Here is a 23,713-nt window from a genome sequence, read left to right as displayed (position 1 = left end):
GTCACCCCATCATCTTTCGGTCTAGGGTGCGGTATTGCACGGCTTCCATCAGGTGATTGAGCTCGATGTTGGGGCTGGCTGCTAGGTCGGCGATGGTGCGTGAGACCTTGAGAATACGATTGTAGGCGCGCGCTGAGAAGTTTAGCTCATGCATCACCATTTCCAGATACTCCACACTTTCTGGGCTCAGTGCGCAATGTTGGTCCATTAGTTTGTTAGGAATCATGCTGTTACTACGCACTTCGCCGCAGCCACTATAGCGTTGCTGTTGGACCTGACGCGCAGCCGCCACACGCTGGCGCACCGATGCTGAGCTTTCTCCACGTTCACCATCTCTGAGTTCAGAAAACTCTATCGCTGGCACCTCAATGTGGATATCGATGCGATCGAGTAATGGCCCCGAGATTCGCTGGCGGTATTTCTCGATCTGATTTGGCGAACATCGACACATCCGCTTGAGATCGCCGTAGTACCCACACGGGCATGGATTCAACGCCGCCACTAGCATACAGTTGCAGGGGTAGCGGATCGAACCAGCTGCCCGCGAAATCGAGACCGAACGATCCTCTAACGGTTGGCGTAGCACCTCCAGTGTTTGGCGCCGAAACTCCGGCAACTCGTCAAGAAACAACACCCCGTGGTGCGCAAGACTCACTTCTCCAGGTAGTGGGTTTGACCCACCTCCCAGAAGCCCCGCGTCCGATATCGTGTGATGAGGAGCCCGAAAGGGTCTCTCACGCTGTAGGCTTGAGGAATGATCAAAGCCTCCAGCACATGAATGGATCTTGGTCGTCTCAATTGCCTCGGCTAAACTCATCTCTGGCAGGATGCTAGGGATCCTTTTGGCGATCATCGACTTTCCAGTCCCAGGCGGTCCGACCATGAGCAAATTGTGCCCGCCGGCAGCAGCCACCTCTAGCGCACGCTTGACCTGATGCTGCCCCCGGACTTCTGAGAGGTCTGCCTTCATCAAGTCATCCACTGTACCATGCTCTCGGCGCGTGTGTGGCGCTGCCACCAATTCCCCAATGAGTAGCTTCCAGGCCTGCTCTAGTGTGTCGACCCCATAAATTTCAATCCCTTCAACCAAACTCGCCTCTTCACAATTTGCAGAAGGCACAATCAAACGCGTTCGCCCTTGTGCCATTGCCTCCAGTGCCACTGAAATCACCCCCTTGACTGGCCGAACCCGACCATCCAAGGCGAGCTCCCCCACAATACAATAACGCTCAGGAAATGGGATTACTACCTCCATCCCACAACTCGCAATCGCTAGGGCCACAGGCAAATCAAAGCTGGGTCCCTCTTTGCGTAGGTCAGCCGGTGCCAAGTTGATCGTGTGTTGGCCCATCGCGACCAGCAAGCCCGTATTCACCACCGCACTGGTGACTCTCTGGGCACTCTCACGCACCGCAGCATCAGGCAGCCCAACAATCTGCATCGACGACTTATCACGATTCACATGATTCACTTCGACATCGACTTCGATCGCATCCGCCCCCTGCAAGGCCGCTGAGAATAGGCGCACTAACATATCTATCAGGGTAACCGCAGCCTAGTCTAGAAGCAAGGTCGATCAAGTTCGTATGTTCGTACTATCAACGAACAAAAAGCCAACTTCACGCTAAGCTCCATAATCATATGAAACACAAGGTCAGAATAGACGTATACGATAAGTACCTCTATGCCACTTCTTCGTCATTTTTTAGACTTCTCACACTGCCTTATTTTTCCGGCACTGCTCTCATTATCCTCCATCAGCACTGCTGCGTCTCCCCCCAATATCATCTTTTTTCTGGCAGACGACCAACGTGACGACGCCCTAGCCTGCTATGGCAACCCAATTGTGCAGAGCCCGACGATTGACCGCTTGGCGATGCAAGGCACACGCTTCAAGAATTCCTTTTGCGAAGTACCCATCTGCGCCGCGAGCCGCGCTAGCATCCTTACCGGTGTGAGCCAACGCACCCATGGCTATAACTTTCTAGAGGATCCCGTATCCAAGGCTCTTGTGCAACAAAGCTACCCGGCCCTGCTGAAGGAAGCAGGATACCAAATTGGAGTCGCAGGAAAATTAGGGGTGCAGTTCGAAGGTGCCACGATGAATTCCTACCTAGATTTTTACCATTCAATCAACCGCAACCCGTTTATTAAGACCCTCGCCGATGGGAGTAAACGACATGAAACCGACCTCTGTGCGGATTCTGGAATCACCTTTATTGAATCGGTCCCCGAGGGCACTCCCTTCTGCCTATCAATTGGTTTCAATGCCACCCATGCGGAAGATGGCGACCGCCGCCCAGGCTTTCACTTTCAATGGCCCGAATCAGCCGACGGGCTCTACGAGGACATTGAGATTCCGGCTCCCAAACTTGCATCTTCAGAATACTACGACCAAGCACCCGACTTCCTCAAAGACAAAGACCAGCTGAATCGAAAACGCTATTACTGGCGCTGGGACACTCCTGAAAAGTACACAGCAAACATGCGCGCCTACTACCGCATGGTCACAGGTATCGACAATGCCATGACACGCGTCCTCGAGGTGCTAGAGCAACGAGGTCTCGCCGACAATACCATCATCATTTACTCCGCCGACAATGGATTGATGATGGGCGATCGCGGCATGGCGGGCAAATGGAACCATTACGAACAATCACTTCGCGTGCCATTGATCATTTACGACCCACGTGTACCACAAGAAAGTCGTGGCAATGTGGTCGAGCACTTGGTCAATAACATCGACCTCACACCCACCATTGTCGATCTGGCTGAGCTAGAAATTCCCGAAGGGTACCAAGGCAAAAGCCTCACCCCATTTTTGAAAGGGCAAGCCCCTGAGCAATGGCGCCAAGATACCTTTGTAGAACACCACTTTAAGCTTTTCGAAAACTGGCATGGAGTACGTAGCGAGCGTTACAAGTACGCCGTCTATTACGACCAAGAAAAACCCTACGAATGCCTCTACGATCTGAAAAACGACCCCAACGAAAAGGTCAACCGCGCCAAGTCCCCCGAGTATGAGAAGCAACTCGAGATGATGCGCCAGAGGCTCGATCATTACCTGCAGAGATTCCCGAAGCGCGAACTTGAGCAGAAGGAGCCAGGAAAAGCGGAGGCATAAAAAAATCGCGCAGCTGGAATGCCCAACTGCGCGATGATTGAAAAGGATCTATTCTACTCGAATTAGAGAGCCGCGATGTAATGCTCAGCTTCAAGTGCTGCGGCACAACCTTGGCCTGCAGCAGTGATGCCTTGGCGGTACACTGTGTCAGCGATGTCGCCAGCAGCAAAGATACCAGGAGTCTTGGTCGCTGTCTTGCCAGGAATCTGTAGCAAGTAGCCGCTTTCGTCTTTGTCCACTAGCTCCTCGCTGAGGAAGCTGCTGTTCGGGTTGTGACCGATCGCCATGAACACACCTTCTACTGGAAGCTCGGACTCAGAACCGTCGACGGTGCTCTCCAGTTTGACTCCGCGGATGCGGCCGTTGTCATCGAGAAGGTAGTCCGTCACTTGTGAATTCCACACTGGCTCGATCTTCTCGTTGTCCAATGCGCGCTGTGCCATCACTTTAGAGGCGCGTAGCTCGTCGCGGCGGTGGATGAGGTACACCTTGCTGGCAAATTTGGTCAGGAAGGTTGCCTCCTCAGCAGCAGTGTCGCCACCACCAATCACAGCAACCGGGACGTCGCGGTAGAATGCACCGTCACAGGTAGCACAGGCTGTGAGGCCGGCACCACTCTTCACGAGGTCCATCTCACCTTCGATACCGAGGTACTTGGCAGAAGCGCCAGAAGCAATGATCACGGTCTTGGTGTCCCAACTCATTGTCTCGGAGCCAAAGATTTGCTTAGCATGGACGGTGAAGGATTTGTCTTCATTGTGTTCCACGCTCGTCACTTCCACGCTGTTCTGCACGCGAGCACCAAAGCGCTCAGCTTGTTGCTGCATCTTCTGCATGAGCTCAGGCCCCATCACACCTTCAGGGAATCCTGGGAAATTTTCTACATCGGTCGTCGTGGTCAGCTGGCCACCTGGCTGCGCGCCAGTGAGAACCAATGGGGAGAAATCAGCACGTGCTGAGTAGATTGCCGCCGTGTATCCAGCAGGCCCAGTTCCAATAATAATTACGTTTTCCATATAGGGATCATTCCGTTGATGGGAGAAGTATGCCTAGGAATGCTATGCCCGCAACTCGAAATAACAAGGATCCTCACTGATAGATAGTATTAGCGTAATGCATCATGCCTAGGGTCTCCTGCAGGCTGCGAATGACAGCTCAATCTAGAAGCCTTCTAAGACAATCTTTCCCTTCGCAGCTTGGGATTCTAGCAATGCGTGCGCGCGCATCAAATTGTCGACATTGATCTCGCCAAAATGCTCACCCAATGTGGATTTGATCTTCCCTTGATCCACGAGTTCGGCAACCTGATTGAGCAGCTCGTGTTGAGCATTGATGTCATCGGTATGGAACATCGAGCGCGTGAACATAAACTCCCAGTGGAGCGAGATGCACTTTTGCTTGAGCGCCACGACATCGAGTTCCTTGGGATCATCAATCAGACCTAGCTTTCCCTGAGGCTTGAGAATATCGACGATATTTTCGTAGTGATCTTCGGTATTGGTAAGGCTAACGACATAGTCGACCTCTTTGATCCCGTGCGCTCGGACTTGTTCAGCAACGGGCTGACGGTGGTTCACCAAATAATCGACTCCTAGCTCCTTGAGCCAGGCCACAGTTTCCGCACGTGATGCGGTGCCAATGACCTTGAGTGCGGTGAAATGCTTGAGCAACTGAACCATGATCGAACCAACCCCGCCAGCTGCACCAATCACTAAAATCGTTTTATCGGAATGTTCGCGTTCGACCTCCAAGCGGTCAAAGAGCATCTCCCACGCTGTGATCGTGGTGAGCGGCATTGCTGCAGCCTCAGCAAACCCCAAGGAACTTGGCTTGCGCCCTACAATCCGTGCATCCACGAGCTGGAACTCAGCATTGCTTCCCGGGCGGGTGAGATCCCCTGCGTACCAAACCTCATCACCTACTTTGAAATCACTTACCTTATCGCCAACTGCTTTCACCACTCCAGCGGCATCCCAACCGAGAACCTTGGCTTTGCCTGGCTCTGCAGACATCCATTGACGCACCTTGGCATCCACTGGATTCACTGAAATGGCCTTCACTTCCACCAGAAGGTCATGCCCTTGAGCGACTGGTTGTGGTAGATCAAGCTCTTGTAAGGTCTGCCCAGAATCGAGGCTGAAGGCAGATTGATATGCAAACGATTTCATAAGGGCTAACCACTAGCAAATCAGCCTAAATTTGTCCAGAGACCCTCGAAGAATACTCAATACACCGAGGCGCTTGCGGAAAGCTTGGCGTAGTCGGGGTGCGTCTGACTGAGGATGGCGTGCACACGCTCTCTCTCTCGCTTACTCATCTTCGGCAAGCCATCAAAAGCATCCGCAGTAAGGTGCTGATGCAATAAGTTGAGAGTTCGGCTCTTGATTTCAGGTGGTAAGAATTCAAAGCCTTTGCTGTATACCATATAGCTGCAGCGATACTTGAAGAGGCGCTTCTGCAAGCGCAGATCATAAAGTGACCACCCTTCCTTACTTCGCGGTCCTCGTGCTTCAAAGCTTTGAGCAAATGCGTCGCAGCCATCGATACCATCCGCAGGTAGCTTGGCCTCCCCATCAAAGCATAATGCCTTCAGCAACTTCTCTGAAAAATCCTGCTCTAAGCGCTGCAATAGCGCACTCTGGCTCAGGTCGCGCTCGGGATCAAATGCGAGTGCCAAAAACTTCGCTCGCTCATACTCCATGCGCACCCAGCTCAGAAGGTTGTGCACATCGACCTGATGCTCCATCACCATGAGCGACACGATATCGCTGGTTTTCTGGGCGTAATTCGAGAGATCTACCAGCCCATCAAGGCTCTGCAGATTCATCACCTTTTCAGCATCCCTGTCACCATCTGAAAATTGGTTCCCCAAGTGCGGCACGTCTCCATGACGGCCGGTCACGTACCACCCGCCCCAGCGTTCTTCAATCGGGCTAGAAGGCCTCGTCAGGTAGGTGTCACCAAAAATTTCTAGGTGTCCATCCTTCTGCGTGGATAGCGAGCGGACGAGCACACCGGGCACCTCACGGGTGCGTGCTGTGGCATGGCAACGTAGGCAGGTGTTGTCCCTCGTCACCTTTCTTTCTCCCTCCGGAGCGCGTGGATCAAAGGTGTAAAACTTCATCCCCACTGGGTCGTCAGCTGCTATCAGCTCAATCATCCCACCTGCTACATAGCCCACGTAGTAGTCTTCTGAGTGATAGATCGCACGAGGTGTCTTCGGGCTGATCAGGCTATTTTGCTCGCTTGACTTTGAAAAAACCAACACTTGGGAATGCTCGGAAATCCCGAGGTGCGCGAGCAAAAGCTCCAGACATTTCTCAGGATCATTCTCTGAAAAAAGCTTGGGAAGATCACGTTCAAGGTCGTGCACTTTATTGTGGTCTTCAGAGTCCGTGTAATAGATGGGACCCAAGTCAAACTCGGTGGCGGCCAGTGGCATCCATGCCACCCCACACACGAGGCCAACCAAGTTCATCCATCTGTGTCTCATCCTTACCATTACTACGCTACTATACCCCACATGCTTTCAGTCGCAAACCAAGCTTGGGCTAACGACTACAAGCTTGGAACGTAAGGAATGGATCTAAGCTCAGCCAAGGTGCGATCTATGATGTGGTGATGTCCGGCGCTCACACCTTGCAATTCCCAGCATCAATGCAAGAGTGGGATGTCGATGAATTATCTCGCCCACATTGCTCTAGCTCACCCAAGCCCCGCCTCACAGATGGGAAATTTCTTGGGCGATTTTGCCAAAGGTACTCGCGAAGCACTCAGGGCAGAGTGGCCTGATGAGCTCGTGGATGGCCTGATGATGCACCGCGCTATCGACTCCTTCACCGACTCACACCCTAGCTTTATCGCCTCCAAGCAACTGATCGATCCCTCCCGAAGAAGACTCGGAGGCATTGCCATAGACATCTTCTACGACCACTTTTTGAGTCAACACTGGAGCCGCTTTCATCACGAGCCCCGACAAAGCTTCATCGGCGAGTTTTACCAGACTCTAGAAGCCCACCCTCAATGGTGGGTTGGAGGATTTGGCAATGTCTACCAGATGCTGCGAGACGAAGACTGGCTGAGCTGCTACCTGCAGAAGGACGGGATCCAACTCACACTCAATAGGATATCGAGGCGCAATCGATCCTGGATCAGCCCAGTAGCAAATTGCTACGACGACTTCCTCAGGCACTACGCGCAGTTTGAAGAGCATTTTCTGGCCCTCTATCCCGATCTCCAACAGCATGCTGCGACGCTATCAAACGATACAGGACATTGATCTTCGCTCCATCTCGCCACTCAATCAAGCGTAGGAGACCATGGTTTGATACCATCTTTTTCCTGCAGAAACATCGCCCCGACTTCCTTGTACCAGGCATGCAATTGACGGCGCATCTGCGAGACTTTTTCTGGCATTTTTGCTGCTAAGTCGTGCTGTTCGCCAATGTCGTCTTTGAGATTATAGAGATGCACGCTGCCGTCTTCATAGCGTTCTACGAGTTTGTAATCTGCAACTCGAATGACGCCACCAGGCATGCCTCCTTGGTTCGAGTAATGCGGGTAATGCCAGAATAAAGTATCGCGGTCTAGCGACTTCCCCTCGAGGGCGGGAGTAAGATCAATCCCATCCACCGCAACCCCTGCATCAATATCAGCCGCAGCCATGATGGTAGGAAAAAGGTCGATGGAACAAATCATTTGTTCGCTGACTGAGCCAGGTGTGGTCACCCCTGGGTAGCGCACAATCCACGGCTCACGGATACCACCTTCGTAGATCCATCCTTTTCCCCCGCGCAGCGGCATATTGCTAGTGGGCGAGCCTTCAGAGCTGGATAACCCACCATTGTCAGAGGTGAAAAAAACGATGGTGTTGTCGGCGACGCCCGCCTCATCCAGACCAGCGAGTACATTGCCCACGGCCTCATCCATCGCTTCGACCATCGCGGCATACGACGCGTGCTTTTGTAAAACCCGCACTTCACGCTTCTCCTCAATAAGCAGAACCTGCTCTTCCTCGGCAAATTCTTTCCCCCGAACCGAACGCGCTTTTTCTTCATATTTTTCCACCAAGTCCGGCCGGCCCATCAATGGCGTGTGCACTGAGTAAAAGGAAAGGTACGCCAAGAATGCGCGATCCTTATTGTCTTGGATAAACTTCACGGTCTCACGCGCAAGCCGATCAGGCAGGTGATCCCCCTCAGGGCTATCGGGCTTGAGTTCTGGATTCTCAAAGGGAGAAAAGTACTTATTTCCCGTGTATGGTCCGCCAGCCTTGTGGCCTCCTACATTGACGTCGAAGCCTTGAGCCTGAGGGAAAAAAGCGCGCGTGGGTCCCATATGCCATTTGCCCGCAAAATACGTGGCGTAATTTTTCGTCTTCAATGCCTCCGCTAGAGTGACTTCTTCCAGATCCATCTGATCGTGCAGTGGTGCTGGCTTAAATTTTCCAGCACGCCTCCCTGAAAAGAAATTGGTTGCCGCAACTCGCGTCGGGTACTTCCCAGTCATCAAGCTGTAGCGCGTCGGCGAACAAACTGGATTGGCCGCGTAACCATCGGTAAATCGCATCCCTGAAGCAGCCAATGCATCGATATTTGGAGTGTCATAAAAACAATCAGGATTGTTAGCACCCACATCCATGAAGCCAAGATCATCTACCAAGAAAACCAAGATATTTGGCTGCTTGCTATCAGTTGCTAGCAACTGACCCGGCAGACTGGCCAATGCCAAAGCACAAACTAACTTGATCAGCGTCGCGTGCCATGGAAGCAAATGCTGCAATCGAGGGCCAGCCACGCAAGTGCCATGCATGAAATTCCATTTTTTTCTATTCATATCCAATTCAACGTTGATGAGGTAGTTCGAGACTATGTTACTTGGCAGCTGGAGCTGCCCTTTCAGTGGAAAACTTATAGTGAGGTGACTCTGGTTTGCTCCGCGCATTCATGAGTTCCTTTGAGAAAGCTGAGACTTTCTCGGGATATTGCTGGGCTAGGTTTGTCGTCTCTGAAATGTCCTCAGCGAGATTGAATAACTCAACCTTTCGAGGCCTATCGCCTTTGCCGTGGTAGAGGATGAATTTCCAATCACCACGGCGAATCGCTTGGATCCCGCCATGAGCGTAGAATTCCCAATACAGATACTCGTGCTCGCCTTGCTCCCCCTGCCCCAACAATGTGGGCACAAAAGAAATACCGTCAGTGTCAGCTTGTGGATCGGCCCCAGACAATTCACGGACAGTTGGAGAAACATCCCAAAAGGCAGAGAGGTGGTCAGTTTCAGAGCCTGATGCAATTTTGCCTGGCCACCACGCAATCATCGGAGTGCGGATGCCTCCTTCCCACATATCTCGCTTACCTCCGCGAAGAATCCCATTGGAATTGAATGTCGCCATTTTATGTTGCCCTTCCTCCATCGCCCCATTGTCACTTGCGAACATGACCAAGGTATTCTCTGCAATCCCGAGTTCACGTAATTTAGCGAGCAGCAACCCCATGTTGTGGTCCATATGGGAAACCATCGCCGCGAAAGTGGTTTTGGGTTCGCGCTCGATCGAGTAATGGTATTGTTGCACCGGATTCTCTAGAGGTGTTTCCTTTAAAATAGGGCGGTATTTTTCCTTCCATTCTTCTTTTGCTCGGAGGCTCGCATGCGGGATCTGGAACGCGAGGTGGAGGAAAAATGGCCCATCTTGTTGTTGCTCGATGTATTGCAATGCTTCGTCTATCACCAGTTCGGAACTATATTGATCCCCCTCATGCAGTGTGTTGTTCGGGTATTCCACTTTCTCCACCTTACCATTGGAATTCCTCCAAAGGTAATCGGGATAGTAAAAGTGCGCCCCAGTGTGTGATGTGTAACCAAAGAAATAATCAAAGCCCTTCTTGGCGGGTAGGGTCGCATCATCAGTATTACAGCCTAGCCCGGACTTACCAATCATGGCCGTGTGGTAGCCAGCTCGCTGCAGCGCCTCAGGAAAGATCATCTCATCTGGGTTTTCTCGCATCTGTAATCGGCCATTACCTCGCACGTAGGTATTCCCGGTGTGCTTTCCTTCCAATAAGGTGCTGCGTGATGGAGCACAGACTGTGCTGCCTGAATAATGCTGGGTGAAACGCATCCCCTCAGCTGCCATCTGGTCAATGTGCGGGGTCTGGATGACCTCTTGCCCGTAGCACCCTAAATCGCCATAGCCTAGATCATCCGCAAGTACATATATGATGTTTGGCTTGGCTTCCTCAGCGGACAAGGTAGTCAGAAACAATGAACTAAAGAGCGCCAACAAGCTGCTGACATGAACAGCGGGGCGATAGGTTGTGGTGCGATGCGTTGATATAGTCATGGGTCTTGTTCTAGAGGCTTGAGGCTGAGCCGCCTGGGCTTTGTTTATCATCCTAGTTTTCATCTGGCCGTCGATCGCAGAAATGCAGTAGCTGCACAACGCGCGGAAGATCTAGCATACTTGGGCCATGCATAGCTACGTCTCACACCCCGCAATTCTTGTAATTAAATCACGAGAGTTGCTAATTTTTTATAACAAAATTGGCTCGGTGGTCGCTGCCTCAGCCAAGCATATTGCAAGCGTGAGACATCCATCAAAAGGAAAAGCTCATTTCCTGTGAGGAAATGAGCTTTATTAATGGCTCCGGCACTTGGGATCGAACCAAGGACCTAGTGATTAACAGTCACCCGCTCTACCGCTGAGCTATGCCGGAACGTTTTGCGTCATCGCTTTCGCGTTGCGCGGCAGCAAGCTGCAATATTTGCTGTAATATTCAAGCAAAAGTTGAGAAAAAGTTACTCCTTCATAGCCGCATCAATTTCACGGAGACGTTGCTGCGCCTTTTCAATGTAGCGCAGCAATTCGTTGCGTTCCTCGATAAGTTGTTGGTTTTCGCCAGCATTCATTACCGTGGGGCTTAGCGGCTGCTGGCTACTGGTGAATCCCTCGACGCGTTTGTCGGGCTCCCCAGCCAATTCAGCAAACATATCATCAGCACTCACAATATAGGTTTTGATGCGACTCGAGCGCGCGGCCACCACTCCCACAAATTTCCCATCGATATCAAAGACCGGACTCCCAGCATCCCGAGCCTCCACCTGCATGTCGCTTTGAAGAATATCAGGGAAGCCTTCAGCCACTCCATTGATGGTACCACCCATGCGTTTCATTTGCTTCATCCGCTCCGGTGAAAAACGCTTTAAATCAGGACGGGCTCCCAACAAAACTTCAACAACTTGGTTTTGGCCGTCACGCATGACTTCAATATCGACCTGAGTGCCCGGAGTCAATTTCTGCAAATACCCCCCCATCTCATGCATCCCATGGATCATGGTTTCGTTGATTCGTTTGACCACGTCGCCTTGCTGTAAACCAGCTCGGCCAGCTCCTGAGTCCTGCTCAACATACTCGAGCAAGACCCCACCACCCTCTACTGGGTTCATACTCATCCGCACCCCTAAGAATGCCTTATCCGTCTCGCGCAGACTGCGCTCAGCAACACTCAAGACCCCAAACCCATGCGCTTTCCCCGATGGCCCGACCGCCATCATAAAGGAAGCTAAGTCAAGGGATTCATTCAATTCAGCCTGAGTCACCGAGTCCAAGCCACCACCATAGTCCAGTAAGGCGAAGTCGTAATCCAAATACACCGCAACCACGCGCGCTTCACGCTTCACACCGTCATGGCCAAGCACCCAAATATCCGAACCACGTGCGACCAATTCACTCCACTTTGTGAGTACTCCATCATCGACCACCGTGCCACGAGCCACCATCTTGCCATTGCTAAAGACATTCACAGCGTACTTGCCAAGACTCTCAGAAATGGGGTCCAATGCCTGAAAAAAAGAATCTGCCTGCTCCACCAACTTTTGCTGATCGGAAGGCCGCACAAAGGGTAAACCACGCTCTGCGAGGTCGCGAGGTTCTTGCGCCTGAGCCAGCCATGGCAATGTGGCCATCCACCCGATTCCAACTATCTGCTTCAAATCCATCATCAAATCATTCCTTTCTTATTGCTTATAAAGCTCACCCCGGCGAGTCAGCATGATCGACATTGGGATCACACGGCGCCCGCGCACCACTTCAATTTCTAATTCTTGTCCTGCCCGAAAACGATTGATCTCAACCAGCAACTCGCCACCGTCGCGCACGCGGATGCCCGCGACCGAGCGGATCACATCTCCTCGTTGCACACCTGCATGCTCAGCGGGGCTACCCGGCACCACCGCAGAGAGCACCACGCCCTGCGCGTTGCTGCCTGCTATCACGACACCCAGCACGGGTGAGTCATTATTTGCAAATGGGTTCGCACTCAAGCTCCCCCACGTTTCTGATGCCGCCAACTTGTCCCAGTCGGCCTTAATCCCACTGATGCCTGCATGGTTGTTTGCCTTCAGATCAAATCCAATCGAAGAATTGATTCCCACCAACTTGCCACTAATATCAAAAATAGGTCCGCCTGAGTCGCCCCCGATCAGGGTGCAATCGCTGGTGAAAAAGTCAGCCACATTTTGTGAGATCAATCGCCCAAAGCGAACCGGCGGGCGACGCAACGGGTCATAACCACCCGCATGCCCCATTGCCACCAAAAGATCCCCAACCTCCAGAGAATCTGAATTGCCAATCTCGACATATGGGTATTCGCCACCTCGGACTATCTGCAGCATCGCTGTGTCCTTGCTGCGGTTCGCACCGAGCACCTTCGCCTTGGTTTCAGAACCGTCAGGAAAAATCACAGAAACATATTCGGCGCCTTGCACCACATGCGCAGCAGTGAGGATGCGGCCATCCGCTGACACCACAACACCACTCCCCCAAGCGCCATTCTCATTGGAATTTAAAGCCACAGTCGCTTTTTGATTCTTTTCCACCACCTGCTGCACCCTATTCTGAAGGGCCTTGAGGTCCTCGATTCCCCGGGGCGCTGGTGCGCCAATGACAGCCTGAGTGAAATTCACACCCAGCACTGCAATAATCATCATCAATACGGTGTATTTATATCTAATCATAGTGCGATACCGATAGAGCGATTCTAATCGTTTAGATTTATTTAATTTTTGCAATTTTATGAATTAAGCGTTGAAGAGTCACGGTGTATCGAACATAGCATACATGTCGAGATTGCCTCCCACCATGCGGGCTGGATCGATTTTCTACGCATCAATATGGCAGCAAAAAAAACAACGCGCAAGAGAGCAAAAAAGCGAACATCCCGCAAGCCAGCCAAAAAGCCTCAAAAGCAGGTGCATTGGTTCTGGAAGCTGTGTTTTTGGCCCTACCACTTGACCCAACACTTCACCAGAAAGTGGCACCCGTTCAAGCGTTTCTGTGCGTCCAGCATCGTCTTCTGCGGCTTCGCTGGCATCTTTTTTTCACTAGCTTCCACCCTCTTTTACGGCATCCGAGCCCAAGGCTACGATCTTGCACAGATCGAGGAAATGCCTGCGCGGTCGATCGTCTATGCAAGCGATGGCAGCACCGAGATTGGCACCGTGCATGGCGACAATCGCTTGATGTTGGAATTCGACGACATTTCAGAATGGTTTATCATGGCGCTCATTGCTCGTGAAGACGCCCGTTTCTACGAACACGGAGCCATCGACATCCGTTCGCTCGCCCGCGTCATCATGCGCTACGCCACACGTGGCAAAAAAGAAGGAGCCTCCACAATCACCATGCAGCTCGCAGACAACTCGTTTTCCTACCCAGGCAAGACGATAGACGGCAAGCTCCTTGAAATGGCGATCGCTCTTCGCATTGAAAGCAACTTTTCCAAGGAAGAGATCTTGCAGCACTACATGAACAGGATCTTCTGGGGCCATTCAATCCAAGGCATCGAAGCCGCCTCGCGTACCTACTTTGAAAAATCCGCGGCCGACCTCAGCCTGTCCGAATCGGCGATGCTTGCCGGCATCATCCGCGGCCCAAACACCTACTCTCCATTTGTCGACCTCCCCGCGGCAATCAACCAACGCGATGTCACCCTCGCACGCATGGTGCACTATGAATTCATCAGCCAAACGCAGGCTGATGCGGCCAAGGCTGAAGAGGTCGTGCTACGCCCGAAATCGCGCCGAATCATCCATGATTCCTACGCCATGGACGCAATCCGCCGCGACCTCAATATCATCCTCGAGGAACACAACATCAGCATGGGCGGCCTACACATCATCACCACCATCGACCCAAAACTTCAAAAATCCGCCGAAGTCGCTGTCGAGAGTCACCTCAGTCAAATCGAGAAACGCTCGGGCTACCGCCACCAAACACGCAAGCAGTTCCTCAGTGGCAAGCAGAACAAAGCACCAGCCTACATCCAAGGTGCCCTCGTCTGTATCGAAAACCATAGTGGCGCAATCAAAGCCATCGTGGGCGGACGCAATGCCGATGAATCCAAATTCAACCGTGCGATGCACGGGCGCCGCCAGATCGGCTCAATCTTCAAACCCTTTGTCTATATGTCTGCCTTCGATAAAGGTCTTCAGCCAGGTGGCTGGGTACGCGACTCGCGCATCCGCCCTGGTGAAATTGATGGCGCCCCGGCTTCTTGGTCGCCTGCCAATTCCGATAAAACCTACCAAAACATGATGACCGTGACTGAGGCGCTCTCACGCTCACGAAACACCTCTTCCGTCCGCATCGGTAACTACGCTGGTATCAACAATGTGCTCAACACCGCGCGCCTGGTCGGCTTCCACCAGAAAATCCCCACCACACCCGCAACCTACCTAGGAGCTTTCGAAGCCACACCACTTCAGGTAGCTCAAGCCTACACGGTCTTCCCGAATACTGGCAAAATTCAACGCCCATTCATCATCTCTGAAATCACCGACAGCGAAGGCAATATCGTCTACCCTGGCTCGGGTGTCATTTCCTACCAGGCCGCCAAAGAAGGTTCAGCCTGGAACGTTTCTAAAACCTTACAGGATGTGACCCAACGCGGCACCGCTGCCAGCCTCCGCTCTGTATATGGCTACAAAGATCCCTGCGGTGGCAAGACCGGCACCACGGACAACTACCGCGACGCTTGGTTCGCAGGCTACAGCAGCTCTCTAACCTGCGCCGTTTGGGTCGGGATGGACAACAATCAGAAGACACTCAACCGCGGGTATGGTTCCACCCTCGCCATGCCGATTTGGGCCAAATTCATGAAGTCAGCAGACAGCCAACTCTACCCCGCCTTCTCACTCGAACCCACCATGCAAATGCAGCAAGTCAGCCTCTGCCGCTACAGCTCTCAGCTCGCCACCCCAGGCTGCCGCCAAGCACGCTCGGCCTACTCCGCGATGGTTCCACTCGATCTCGTGCCACGCCACACCTGTGACAACCATCCAGTAAGAGCCACGGTCGTCGAAGACACACCTCCAGCACCCGCACGCGCCGTCCCTGTCCGCTAATTCCCCCGTCTACCCACCAGATGCCGAACAAACACCTCAACAGGCGTGACTCACGCCGTGGCCATCGCTCAGAGTTCCTCAGTCTCTTGATCAAGCTCAGCCTCGTCTTGGCGGTTGTCGCGGGCCTTGCCATTGCCGGTGCTGCATATTACTACCGCCAACTGGCACAAAGTTACGACATCCACAAGGTGGAGCAAGTGCAACATAAAGCCAAGCTGGTCGACCGCCACGGCATCCCACTCATCGGCAACACCAACAACACCCGCTTGGTGTCTAACCCTGACGAGCTACCTCAGCACCTGCTCGATGCACTCACAGCTCGTGAAGACCAGTCCTTCTACGAGCACCCAGGCGTCGACCTCCTGGGACTCGCACGCGCCACCCTGCGCAACGTCAAAGACCTATCCTTCACCCAAGGTGCCTCCACCATCAGCATGCAGCTAGCGCGCAACACCTACGACATTCGCGCCAAATCGATCCACAGAAAACTACTCGAAATCGCGCTTACCCTGCGCATCGAAGAACAATACACCAAGAAAGAAATCCTCCTCTTCTACCTCAACAAAATCTACTTCGGCTCTGGCTGCTACGGGATCAATGCCGCAGCACACAAATACTTTAACAAGCCAGCCAGCCAGCTAGACCTCGCTGAATCTGCCACCCTAGTAGGAATTGTGCGCGGCCCACACCTCTATTCGCCATTGCGCAACCCAGTGGGCGCCGTCGAACAACGCAATCAAGTGATCGATCGTATGCTCAACGAAAGCATGATCAATGCCAGCACCGCAGATGCCGAGAAGTCTAAACCTCTAGGCCTCGCCAAAGATGGTCAGAAGAAACGCGCCATGATCGCCTTCACCAATGGATACGCTATCCAGGCTATCGATCGAGAACTCCCAAGCATTCTCCGCGACAACGCAATCACCTCAGGCGAGCTCACCATCCACAGCAGCCTCGACCTCGCCATCCTCGATCGCTGTGACCAAGACATTCAATCTCTCATCGAACAATCCAAACTACCAGACCTCCAAGCTGCATGCGTCGTGCTCGATAACAACACAGGTGCGATCCGCTCCATCATCGGCGGGATCAATGCCGACACCTCAGAATTCAACCGCGCCATCGATGGCCGCATGGATCTCGGAGCAGCCTTTTACCCATTCATCTACACCATCGCACTCGAGCACGGAAAACACCCAATCCTCGGCAAGCCCCAGCTCACAAGCAAGCAACTCAATACCGATGCCTGCATCGAGCTCACCAAGCACTTAGGCCTCGGCACCAGCATCAACAAACGCGATTTCTTCTCAGGCTCACTGACAGCCAGCCCGCTACAATTCGCCTCAGCACTTGCCACTCTCTCCAATGACGGCCAACTCGCCAAGCCATTCACCATCGATAGCATCAGCTATTCCGATCACAGCAAAGGCTATGAACACACGCCGCAGCTCAACGAGGTGCTACAAGCTGGAACTGCCAAACAATCACTAAAGCTACTGCGCAAAAAGAAAAAGCGTAGCGACTTCAGCATCACCACCCACGCCTTTGGAGGGCGCGCACTATGGTCGTTTGGCTCTAACGAAAGCATCACCTTTGTGCTCTGGGTAGGCTATGATAAGGCGCGATCCGTCAAGCCACGCGACCCACTCCTCAAGCAGATGCAATCCATCTCAAGGTCTTGGATCCGCGACTTCATCGTGCATGAGTGATGAGCCAAAAGGCCTGGCAAGAGACCAAAAAAAATCAGCAAGCGTGGGAGCTTACTGACCTTCATTGATTAAAAAATGGAGCCGGATGTCGGACTCGAACCGACGACCTGATGATTACAAATCAACTGCTCTACCAGCTGAGCTAATCCGGCCGATCGTGGTGCCACCGTGATGGTGAACCTGATCATATGCAACGTGGTGAATGAAAAATGGAGCCGGATGTCGGACTCGAACCGACGACCTGATGATTACAAATCAACTGCTCTACCAGCTGAGCTAATCCGGCCACTTGACAAGGCACCTTGTCGCTGCGGGCGGAGTATGTTGAAATTTACCCACGACGCAAGATCTTTTTTGTGAGGAATGTGAGATTTTTTTCTGCTATGGAATTGCTCATCAAATGACCCCTTCACCGTAACAAAGCTAAGTCACTCAAGATCAGAGTGAGGAATCAATTCGACACCAAGACCCCGCCAGCAATGATCATCAACACCCCCATTCCCAACTTCCATGGATGCACTTGATCCCACTCAGAAAAGAGAATCAACGAGCCCAGGACCGTCACCACAGTATTCATGTTGTACAGCGGAGCCAAAACCGCCAATGGCGCCTTGTATTGATTGAGCGCTGTGACCACGCACATCACACCAAGCCCCCAAAACACCCCCATGCTTCCCGCTGCCAACCCAGATGCAAGGTTGATCGTTTGCCTAGCTTGCACTACAGTCACCCCAACCCCAACAAGTATCACACCAACACCAGTGCCGATTAAGAATGCACCCGGCCCCACGCCGTACTGGCTACTGATCTTTTGACAAATCCCAGAAATACCGAAGAATACTGCTGGCAAGAGCCCACCAATGAGGATTCCTAGTTGTGCTTGAGTCATGCCATGCTACTAGCCCATGCCAGCCTGAAACTCAAGCGCCCTGATTGGCATTGCCCACTAACCGACTACTTTTGACAACCATGCAATCGATGATCTTTACCCTACTCGCCAGTACCTGGTGGCTTATCCTCATACGAGGTCTAGCATTTTTAGCCTTTGGACTGCTCGCCTTCACCACGCCCTTGCTCACCATTGGCTTCCTCATCACCTACTGGGCAATCTACCTCTTATTCGATGGCGGCATCAGCCTAGCCAGCACGCTGAGTGGCAAGCCTAGCCCTGGACGAGGTATCACTAAAGGCACCGGCATCCTCTCCATCGGCATCGGTCTCTTATTCCTGCTGAACCCACAACTCATCGCCCAGTTCATCATCATGATGCTCGGCTGGATTCTTATCTTTAAAGGCTTCGTCTTCGGCTCCATTGGGCTCAACATTGGCTTCAAAAACCGCGGTGGCCTGTTTCTCTTTTTCGCCGCAATCGCGAGCTTCTTCTTCGGCTACTGGATCATCAGCCATCCAGCAGCGGCTGCAGCTACCATGCTACGCCTGTTCTCCATCTTCGCCATCATCATCGGCTTCTCACTCACCGCTCTTGCCCTCAACTTGAGGAAACAATTCAAGCAACTCAAGGAGATGCCTCAGAACATGGGCGAGAAAGAAAAACGCTTCGACAATGAACCCTTTATTGATGTCTAGCCGCACCATGCTTGAACGCACCGCCTCCTCAAGGGTACAACCTATCCCTCAGGAGTGAGCTCACTGATCGCTTGCATGATGCGATCAGAGATCTTTTGGTAACCGTCCTTGCCACGGTATTCCTTGAGCTCTTCTTTGGTGAAATGGATCGGATCACCAACAACGATATCAATCTGATTGCATTTCATCTTACCTGACCCTCGAGGCAATGCTTCGAATGCCCCAAAAATCCGCATCGGTTGAACTGTTGCCTGAGCCTTAGCAACGATGAGCCCGACACCTGGTAAGCCTGGGTTGAGCCCACCGTGAAGGGTGCGTTCACCTTCGGGAAACATCACCACTTTCTTGCCTGACTTGACCGCCTTGATGATGTTCTTGAGCCCAGTCATATCCGGGTTCTCCTGATCAATCGGGATCGCGTCCCATTGCGTGTAAAGCCACTTGAAAAACCCCTTGAATAGCGTCTTGCGTGCAAGATAAGTGACATTCATTGGGTAAGAAATCCCGATCAATGGAGGATCTAGAAAACTCTCGTGATTCGCGCACATTAAGACACCTCCATCTTGAACAAGCTTGTGCTCGTTGACGATGCGGCGGTTAAAGAAGGCTTTGCCCGCAGCGCGAAAAAATGTGTATCCTACCCAGTAAACTGTCTTCATTGTCTTGAAACTTCGTTTTAACGCACGCGGTCGAGAATTTCTTGAGGAGCACCACGTTCAGCCAAAACGCCGACGGCTTGCTCCACCACTTCCTCAATGGTCAGCTCGCTGGAATCAATCACCACCGCGCCCTCAGCAATCACTAAGGGTGAGCTCTTGCGCTCACTATCTTCCTTATCACGAGCCGTTGGATCATCGATAATACCCTCGGCAGCGCGGCGCATACGACGCACCGATTCTGAAGCATCAATATACATCTTGAATGGCGTATCCGGAAAAACTACCGAGCCAATATCGCGCCCCTCCATCACCACCGAACCGAGCTCAAGGTAGTCACGTTGCATCTTCACCAATAAGGCTCGCACTTCGGGAATTGCAGCTACTTTGGACACACGGCCATTCACCGCATCTTGCCTCAATTCCTCGCCAGGGTCGGCACCATCAACGAGCACCGTCGACAGCATCTCAGTCACCCCACAGCGGAACTCCACACTCGATAGCATGGCTACTACAGCGGCCGTATCAGATGGATCCACACCCTTCTGAATGGTAGCCCAGGCCACCGCGCGATACATGGCTCCAGTGTTGACCATGATAAGTCCGAGTTGCTTTGCCAATCGCTTGGCGACTGTACTTTTACCGGAGGCTGCTGGTCCGTCGATAGCGACGGCGATGTGATGATTGCTCATGATAGGGCTCTTTGTTGGATTCTAATGTTACTTACTAACTGAGGCAAGTCGCTCGAAATAATCTGGGAATGTCTTGGCTGTACAACCAGGGTCATTGATAGTGACACCACACTCTGGGTCGAGAGCTACCAGTGAAAAACACATGGCAATGCGGTGGTCGTCATAGGTATCGATCGCAGCGTGCTGAATTCTTTGAGGAGGTGTGATTTCGATAAAGTCTTCACCCTCCACGACCTCTGCCCCCACCTTGCGTAACTCAGTCGCCATGGCGAAGAGGCGGTCAGTCTCCTTAACCCGCCAATTATAAATATTGCGAATCGCCGTGGTGCCCTTGGCGAAGAGCGCGGTAGTGGCAATGGTCATGGCAGCGTCAGGAATGTGGTTCATGTCTTGATCCACAGCTGTGAGTTCAGCGCCCTCCACGATGAGGTATTCATCATACCATTCCACCTTAGCGCCCATGTCTTCGAGCACTTTGGCAAAGGCCACATCCCCCTGGATGCTTTTCTTACCAATACCAGTCACCTTGATGCGACCGCCTTTGATCGCCCCTGCTGCGAGGAAGTAGGAAGCCGATGAAGCATCTCCCTCTACCATAAATTTGCCCGGTGATTGATACACCTGACCAGACTTCACCACAAAGCGCTGGTAATTGTCATTCTCTACTTCGACACCAAACTTCTGCATGATGTCGGTGGTGATGTCGATGTAAGGTTTAGATACCAACTCCCCCACAATCTCAATCTCCATATCCTCTTGTGCATAGGGCGCAGCTAATAGCAGGGCAGTGAGGAACTGGCTAGAAATTGTACCATCAACCCGAACCTTACCACCTTTAAGACCATTGGCTTTAATCAATAGCGGAGGGTAGCCTTCATTCTTCAAACATGTGATGTCACAGCCCATCGAACGCAGCGCTTCGACCAATGCGTCGATCGGACGCTCTTCCATGCGTTCAATACCGGTTAGGGTGAATTCACCCTGCCCCAAAGTCATCGCGCCAGCTAGCGAACGCATGGCGGTGCCAGCATTACCTAGGAAAAGCTCAAGCTTTTCACCTGCACCAAGTGGACGCCCCAGACCCTGCATCACGCAACGCGTGCCATCGTCAGAAAGTTCGTATTTCACACCGAGGGCAGCAAGTGCCTCGAGCATGCGCTCCACGTCATCGCTATGCAACAAATTGGTGATCTCTGTAGTGCCTTCGGCTAGCGCTGCTAATAACAGAGCACGGTTAGAGAGGCTCTTTGAGCCCGGCATATTCACCTCGCCATCGATGCGAGTAATTGGTTCCAATGTGATAGATTCCATATAAAAAATGTTTCAGTAAATGTGTCTTAGATGAGCGCGCGCCTCTTCTTCGCAGTCTCAAGGTATTCATAGAGCTGTTCACGGTCTTCCTTTTCCAGGCAGTCCATCAAGCGCAACAAGTCAGCAATACTCTCGCGCATCGAACGCTGAAGGGCGTCGCGGTTCTCCATTAGAATCTCAGTCCAGAGATCTGGATCACCAGCAGCCACGCGTGTCGTGTCACGCATCCCCCCTCCGCACAATGGAGTGATATCTTCAAAAGAAAGCCCGACTGAGGCCCCAACAGAAGCTAGCACGTGCGGGAAGTGACTCACTCGCGCCACTGCGTAATCATGGTCTTCCGCTGTCATGCGCCGAGTGCTACAGCCAAGCTTTCGCCAAAATTGTTCCAAGGCTGCAACCTTTTCCTCAGCCACTTTGTTGTCATTCGTTAGAAGACAGGTGGCCCCCTGGATCAGCCCCACAGTGGCGGCTTCCATTCCAGCCTTCTCAGAGCCGGCCATCGGATGGCTACCAATAAACTCTATTTGAGAACCTTCTATAATCGGCGCTATCGATGCATGCGGCAAACGCTTCACGCTACCGACATCTGTCAGAAGAACGCGGCGATCCCCCACGATAGATTTGATCTGCTCTACCATCTGAGCCATCACACCTACCGGAGTCGCCAGAATCACCAAGTCACACCCTTCGAGTGCTTCTTGCAGAGAGCTTGTTGCACCTGCGATGCCTAGCGACTTCGCCAGCGCGATCGGTTGCTCACGTCGCCCCCAGAGCGAGAGCTCAAGCTCTGGGCATTGCTGCTGCACCGCCAGAGCGATGGAGCCCCCCAGTAGTCCTGGTCCTAATATCGCAAGCTTGTTGATCATCTGCACCGATATAAAAAGCGCCAAGCCCATTTTGCAAGGCTTGGCGCAGGAAATTTCGTTTTTTACGAGATCCTTGACTTACGGCACACGGAACTTGTTCGCTGTGTTGTTGTCGTTTGGATCAAGAACCAAGGTGCCGGATGGGATACCACGTACGTCTACTTGGTTCTGTGTGTATGGGTTAAAGACGAAGCCTGGTCGGTTAGGTACCTTAGTCGCATATGGGTATGTCACAGTGCCACCACGGTTGACTGTAGGTTGATTTGGCGCAGGCTGCTGGTAATCAGGAAACTGAGATTCGAGGCCCATGTTTTGGCGTGCTGCTTCTAGCTGACGCTGACCTTCATCATTTATCACTTGTTGCTCGTTAGGAGCAGAGGTTACAGGAGCAGAAGACGGTGTCGGTGGTGCAGGCGGGTAACATGATGTCACCAGTGCACAAGATACAGCTGTCAGCAGGGCGAAAACAGAAATTTTCATAGTGGCTAGGCTAATTTACAAGGGTAGTTATTTCGTCGATCTAAGCAACGACATAGGAATTTTTACACAACCGAACATAAAGTCAAGCAGTCGCGGTACAAAAGTATGTAATACTAACATCGATATTCTATCGGAATGAAGCATCACTAACCTAACGCTAAGTTAATTGCAGATAGATTGTGCTAGATGAATTATTCAAAAATTGAATTGATGAACTGAAACGATCTATTGATCGATGAAGAAGCTCAAGTTCTCAAGCTCCATGGCCAGATCAACGCGGGTAACCACCACATGCTCTGGTGTCTGTAGGATGGTAGGCGAGAAATTTAAGATCCCCTGCACTCCAGCCTCTACCAAGGTGTTAGCAACTTGTTGAGCTTGCTCAGCTGGTACACAGACTACCGCCATGCGCACCTGATGCTTTTCAATGAACTCAACCATCCCCTCTTCGCCGTGCAATGGCACGGGCACGCGTGAGGTATCGATAGACTCCGGGAACTTATCGAAGGCTGCGATGAGTTCAAAGCCTTCCTTCATAAAGCCAGTGTAGCGTAGCAAGGCGCGTCCGAGGTTTCCCGCACCCACTAGAATCACTGGGTGCAACCGTGCGCCCCCTAGCACGCTGCTGATCGTGGTGAGCAACAACTCCACTGAGTACCCTAGCCCACGTGTTCCTAACTGACCAAAATAGCCAAGGTCCTTGCGTAGTTGGGCAGGCTTCACCCCTGCGGCGGCAGCCAGCGCGGTCGAGCTGATCGTTTCGATTCCCTTCTCTTGCAGCCGGCGTAAACAACGGCTGTAGATGGAAATACGGTAGATGGCCTTACGCGGGATCTCGATTCTATCCACTGAGTTTGATCGTTGGGAGTTATGAGTAGAACCA

At 52.3% G+C, this 23,713-nt stretch carries 19 protein-coding genes, 3 tRNA genes and 1 pseudogene; 5 read left to right on the top strand and 18 right to left on the bottom strand.

Translation table 11 applies throughout. The features are described 5' to 3' along the window. Nucleotide 1: 1 nt before the first annotated feature. Nucleotides 2-1,534 carry a YifB family Mg chelatase-like AAA ATPase gene (locus F454_RS0102285; RefSeq protein WP_018969001.1) on the bottom strand — a complete coding sequence of 511 codons (1,533 nt, stop codon included), beginning with the start codon at nucleotides 1,532-1,534 and terminating at the stop codon, nucleotides 2-4. A gap of 150 nt (nucleotides 1,535-1,684) precedes the next feature. On the opposite strand from F454_RS0102285, the gene F454_RS0102280 reads away from it, so the two are divergent. Next, the gene (locus F454_RS0102280) at nucleotides 1,685-3,124 is read left to right on the top strand and encodes a sulfatase family protein (protein WP_018969000.1); all 1,440 of its coding nucleotides are present in this window, start codon (nucleotides 1,685-1,687) and stop codon (nucleotides 3,122-3,124) included. A gap of 62 nt (nucleotides 3,125-3,186) precedes the next feature. Here F454_RS0102280 and trxB read toward each other — a convergent pair whose 3' ends face one another. From trxB to F454_RS13865, 3 genes are all read right to left on the bottom strand, one after another. Then, complete coding sequence (gene trxB / locus F454_RS0102275; RefSeq protein ID WP_018968999.1) at nucleotides 3,187-4,140, bottom strand: thioredoxin-disulfide reductase; 954 nt, start codon at nucleotides 4,138-4,140, stop codon at nucleotides 3,187-3,189. A gap of 144 nt (nucleotides 4,141-4,284) precedes the next feature. After that, a complete protein-coding gene (locus F454_RS0102270) occupies nucleotides 4,285-5,292 on the bottom strand; it encodes a zinc-binding alcohol dehydrogenase family protein (protein ID WP_018968998.1) in 1,008 nt (335 codons plus the stop codon). A gap of 56 nt (nucleotides 5,293-5,348) precedes the next feature. Beyond that, nucleotides 5,349-6,602, bottom strand: a complete 1,254-nt coding sequence (locus F454_RS13865) for a hypothetical protein (RefSeq protein WP_018968997.1) — start codon at nucleotides 6,600-6,602, stop codon at nucleotides 5,349-5,351. A 198-nt stretch (nucleotides 6,603-6,800) separates the two neighbouring features. Between F454_RS13865 and F454_RS0102260 the strand changes: the two genes are divergently transcribed. After that, entirely contained in the window at nucleotides 6,801-7,403 is a 603-nt protein-coding gene (locus tag F454_RS0102260; protein ID WP_018968996.1) for an acyl carrier protein phosphodiesterase, read from the top strand. 20 nt (nucleotides 7,404-7,423) lie between these two features. On the opposite strand, the gene F454_RS0102255 is transcribed toward F454_RS0102260, so the two are convergent. From F454_RS0102255 to F454_RS0102235, 5 genes are all read right to left on the bottom strand, one after another. After that, nucleotides 7,424-8,959, bottom strand: coding sequence for a sulfatase (locus tag F454_RS0102255; protein ID WP_018968995.1), 1,536 nt, complete (start codon nucleotides 8,957-8,959; stop codon nucleotides 7,424-7,426). A 37-nt stretch (nucleotides 8,960-8,996) separates the two neighbouring features. Continuing rightward, nucleotides 8,997-10,466, bottom strand: coding sequence for an arylsulfatase (locus F454_RS0102250; RefSeq protein ID WP_018968994.1), 1,470 nt, complete (start codon nucleotides 10,464-10,466; stop codon nucleotides 8,997-8,999). Nucleotides 10,467-10,764: 298 nt separating this feature from the next. Continuing rightward, nucleotides 10,765-10,839: transfer RNA gene (locus F454_RS0102245), tRNA-Asn, on the bottom strand. Nucleotides 10,840-10,921: 82 nt separating this feature from the next. Beyond that, entirely contained in the window at nucleotides 10,922-12,088 is a 1,167-nt protein-coding gene (locus F454_RS0102240; RefSeq protein WP_169334295.1) for a PDZ domain-containing protein, read from the bottom strand. A 51-nt stretch (nucleotides 12,089-12,139) separates the two neighbouring features. Then, the gene (locus F454_RS0102235) at nucleotides 12,140-13,138 is read right to left on the bottom strand and encodes a S1C family serine protease (RefSeq protein WP_083912854.1); all 999 of its coding nucleotides are present in this window, start codon (nucleotides 13,136-13,138) and stop codon (nucleotides 12,140-12,142) included. 156 nt (nucleotides 13,139-13,294) lie between these two features. On the opposite strand from F454_RS0102235, the gene F454_RS0102230 reads away from it, so the two are divergent. Next, complete coding sequence (locus tag F454_RS0102230; protein WP_018968991.1) at nucleotides 13,295-15,526, top strand: transglycosylase domain-containing protein; 2,232 nt, start codon at nucleotides 13,295-13,297, stop codon at nucleotides 15,524-15,526. 20 nt (nucleotides 15,527-15,546) lie between these two features. Beyond that, entirely contained in the window at nucleotides 15,547-17,235 is a 1,689-nt protein-coding gene (locus F454_RS0102225; protein WP_018968990.1) for a transglycosylase domain-containing protein, read from the top strand. Nucleotides 17,236-17,311: 76 nt separating this feature from the next. Here F454_RS0102225 and F454_RS0102220 read toward each other — a convergent pair. The 3 genes from F454_RS0102220 to F454_RS0102210 all read right to left on the bottom strand — a co-directional run bounded on the left by F454_RS0102220 (nucleotide 17,312) and on the right by F454_RS0102210 (nucleotide 18,124). Then, nucleotides 17,312-17,387: transfer RNA gene (locus F454_RS0102220), tRNA-Thr, on the bottom strand. A gap of 58 nt (nucleotides 17,388-17,445) precedes the next feature. Then, nucleotides 17,446-17,521: transfer RNA gene (locus tag F454_RS0102215), tRNA-Thr, on the bottom strand. Between the two features lie 165 nt (nucleotides 17,522-17,686). Then, complete coding sequence (locus tag F454_RS0102210; protein ID WP_018968989.1) at nucleotides 17,687-18,124, bottom strand: hypothetical protein; 438 nt, start codon at nucleotides 18,122-18,124, stop codon at nucleotides 17,687-17,689. Between the two features lie 80 nt (nucleotides 18,125-18,204). Here F454_RS0102210 and F454_RS0102205 point away from each other — a divergent pair, with 80 nt between their 5' ends. Further along, nucleotides 18,205-18,822 (top strand): HdeD family acid-resistance protein, encoded by a 618-nt coding sequence (locus F454_RS0102205; RefSeq protein ID WP_018968988.1) that lies wholly within the window; start codon nucleotides 18,205-18,207, stop codon nucleotides 18,820-18,822. A 41-nt stretch (nucleotides 18,823-18,863) separates the two neighbouring features. Here F454_RS0102205 and F454_RS0102200 read toward each other — a convergent pair whose 3' ends face one another. From F454_RS0102200 to F454_RS0102175, 6 genes and pseudogenes are all read right to left on the bottom strand, one after another. Further along, on the bottom strand, nucleotides 18,864-19,481 hold the full coding sequence (locus tag F454_RS0102200) for a lysophospholipid acyltransferase family protein (protein WP_018968987.1): 618 nt from the start codon (nucleotides 19,479-19,481) through the stop codon (nucleotides 18,864-18,866). Nucleotides 19,482-19,498: 17 nt separating this feature from the next. Further along, nucleotides 19,499-20,170, bottom strand: coding sequence for a (d)CMP kinase (cmk, locus tag F454_RS0102195; RefSeq protein ID WP_018968986.1), 672 nt, complete (start codon nucleotides 20,168-20,170; stop codon nucleotides 19,499-19,501). Between the two features lie 27 nt (nucleotides 20,171-20,197). Beyond that, nucleotides 20,198-21,481 carry a 3-phosphoshikimate 1-carboxyvinyltransferase gene (gene aroA, locus F454_RS0102190; protein ID WP_018968985.1) on the bottom strand — a complete coding sequence of 428 codons (1,284 nt, stop codon included), beginning with the start codon at nucleotides 21,479-21,481 and terminating at the stop codon, nucleotides 20,198-20,200. Between the two features lie 26 nt (nucleotides 21,482-21,507). Then, entirely contained in the window at nucleotides 21,508-22,350 is an 843-nt protein-coding gene (locus F454_RS13860) for a prephenate dehydrogenase (RefSeq protein ID WP_018968984.1), read from the bottom strand. 78 nt (nucleotides 22,351-22,428) lie between these two features. Further along, complete coding sequence (locus tag F454_RS0102180; protein WP_156817094.1) at nucleotides 22,429-22,830, bottom strand: hypothetical protein; 402 nt, start codon at nucleotides 22,828-22,830, stop codon at nucleotides 22,429-22,431. A gap of 225 nt (nucleotides 22,831-23,055) precedes the next feature. Further along, nucleotides 23,056-23,682: pseudogene (locus F454_RS0102175) on the bottom strand (redox-sensing transcriptional repressor Rex); the annotation flags it as partial. Nucleotides 23,683-23,713: the final 31 nt, after the last annotated feature.

It is taken from the genome of Rubritalea marina DSM 17716 (genome assembly GCF_000378105.1).
Classification (GTDB): domain Bacteria; phylum Verrucomicrobiota; class Verrucomicrobiia; order Verrucomicrobiales; family Akkermansiaceae; genus Rubritalea; species Rubritalea marina.
This window is presented reverse-complemented; position numbering and strand designations above follow the sequence as displayed.

Coding starts and splice junctions, on each gene's coding strand:
- cmk (WP_018968986.1), bottom strand. CDS start 20,170: ATGAGCAATCATCACATCGCCGTCGCTATCGACGGACCAGCAGCCTCC.
- F454_RS0102240 (WP_169334295.1), bottom strand. CDS start 12,088: ATGGCCACATTGCCATGGCTGGCTCAGGCGCAAGAACCTCGCGACCTC.
- trxB (WP_018968999.1), bottom strand. CDS start 4,140: ATGGAAAACGTAATTATTATTGGAACTGGGCCTGCTGGATACACGGCG.
- F454_RS0102270 (WP_018968998.1), bottom strand. CDS start 5,292: ATGAAATCGTTTGCATATCAATCTGCCTTCAGCCTCGATTCTGGGCAG.
- F454_RS0102280 (WP_018969000.1), top strand. CDS start 1,685: ATGCCACTTCTTCGTCATTTTTTAGACTTCTCACACTGCCTTATTTTT.
- F454_RS0102260 (WP_018968996.1), top strand. CDS start 6,801: ATGAATTATCTCGCCCACATTGCTCTAGCTCACCCAAGCCCCGCCTCA.
- F454_RS13865 (WP_018968997.1), bottom strand. CDS start 6,602: ATGAACTTGGTTGGCCTCGTGTGTGGGGTGGCATGGATGCCACTGGCC.
- F454_RS0102205 (WP_018968988.1), top strand. CDS start 18,205: ATGCAATCGATGATCTTTACCCTACTCGCCAGTACCTGGTGGCTTATC.
- F454_RS0102180 (WP_156817094.1), bottom strand. CDS start 22,830: ATGAAAATTTCTGTTTTCGCCCTGCTGACAGCTGTATCTTGTGCACTG.
- F454_RS0102200 (WP_018968987.1), bottom strand. CDS start 19,481: ATGAAGACAGTTTACTGGGTAGGATACACATTTTTTCGCGCTGCGGGC.
- F454_RS0102230 (WP_018968991.1), top strand. CDS start 13,295: ATGGCAGCAAAAAAAACAACGCGCAAGAGAGCAAAAAAGCGAACATCC.
- aroA (WP_018968985.1), bottom strand. CDS start 21,481: ATGGAATCTATCACATTGGAACCAATTACTCGCATCGATGGCGAGGTG.
- F454_RS0102250 (WP_018968994.1), bottom strand. CDS start 10,466: ATGACTATATCAACGCATCGCACCACAACCTATCGCCCCGCTGTTCAT.
- F454_RS13860 (WP_018968984.1), bottom strand. CDS start 22,350: ATGATCAACAAGCTTGCGATATTAGGACCAGGACTACTGGGGGGCTCC.
- F454_RS0102235 (WP_083912854.1), bottom strand. CDS start 13,138: ATGATTAGATATAAATACACCGTATTGATGATGATTATTGCAGTGCTG.
- F454_RS0102255 (WP_018968995.1), bottom strand. CDS start 8,959: ATGAATAGAAAAAAATGGAATTTCATGCATGGCACTTGCGTGGCTGGC.
- F454_RS0102210 (WP_018968989.1), bottom strand. CDS start 18,124: ATGACTCAAGCACAACTAGGAATCCTCATTGGTGGGCTCTTGCCAGCA.
- F454_RS0102225 (WP_018968990.1), top strand. CDS start 15,547: ATGCCGAACAAACACCTCAACAGGCGTGACTCACGCCGTGGCCATCGC.
- F454_RS0102285 (WP_018969001.1), bottom strand. CDS start 1,534: ATGTTAGTGCGCCTATTCTCAGCGGCCTTGCAGGGGGCGGATGCGATC.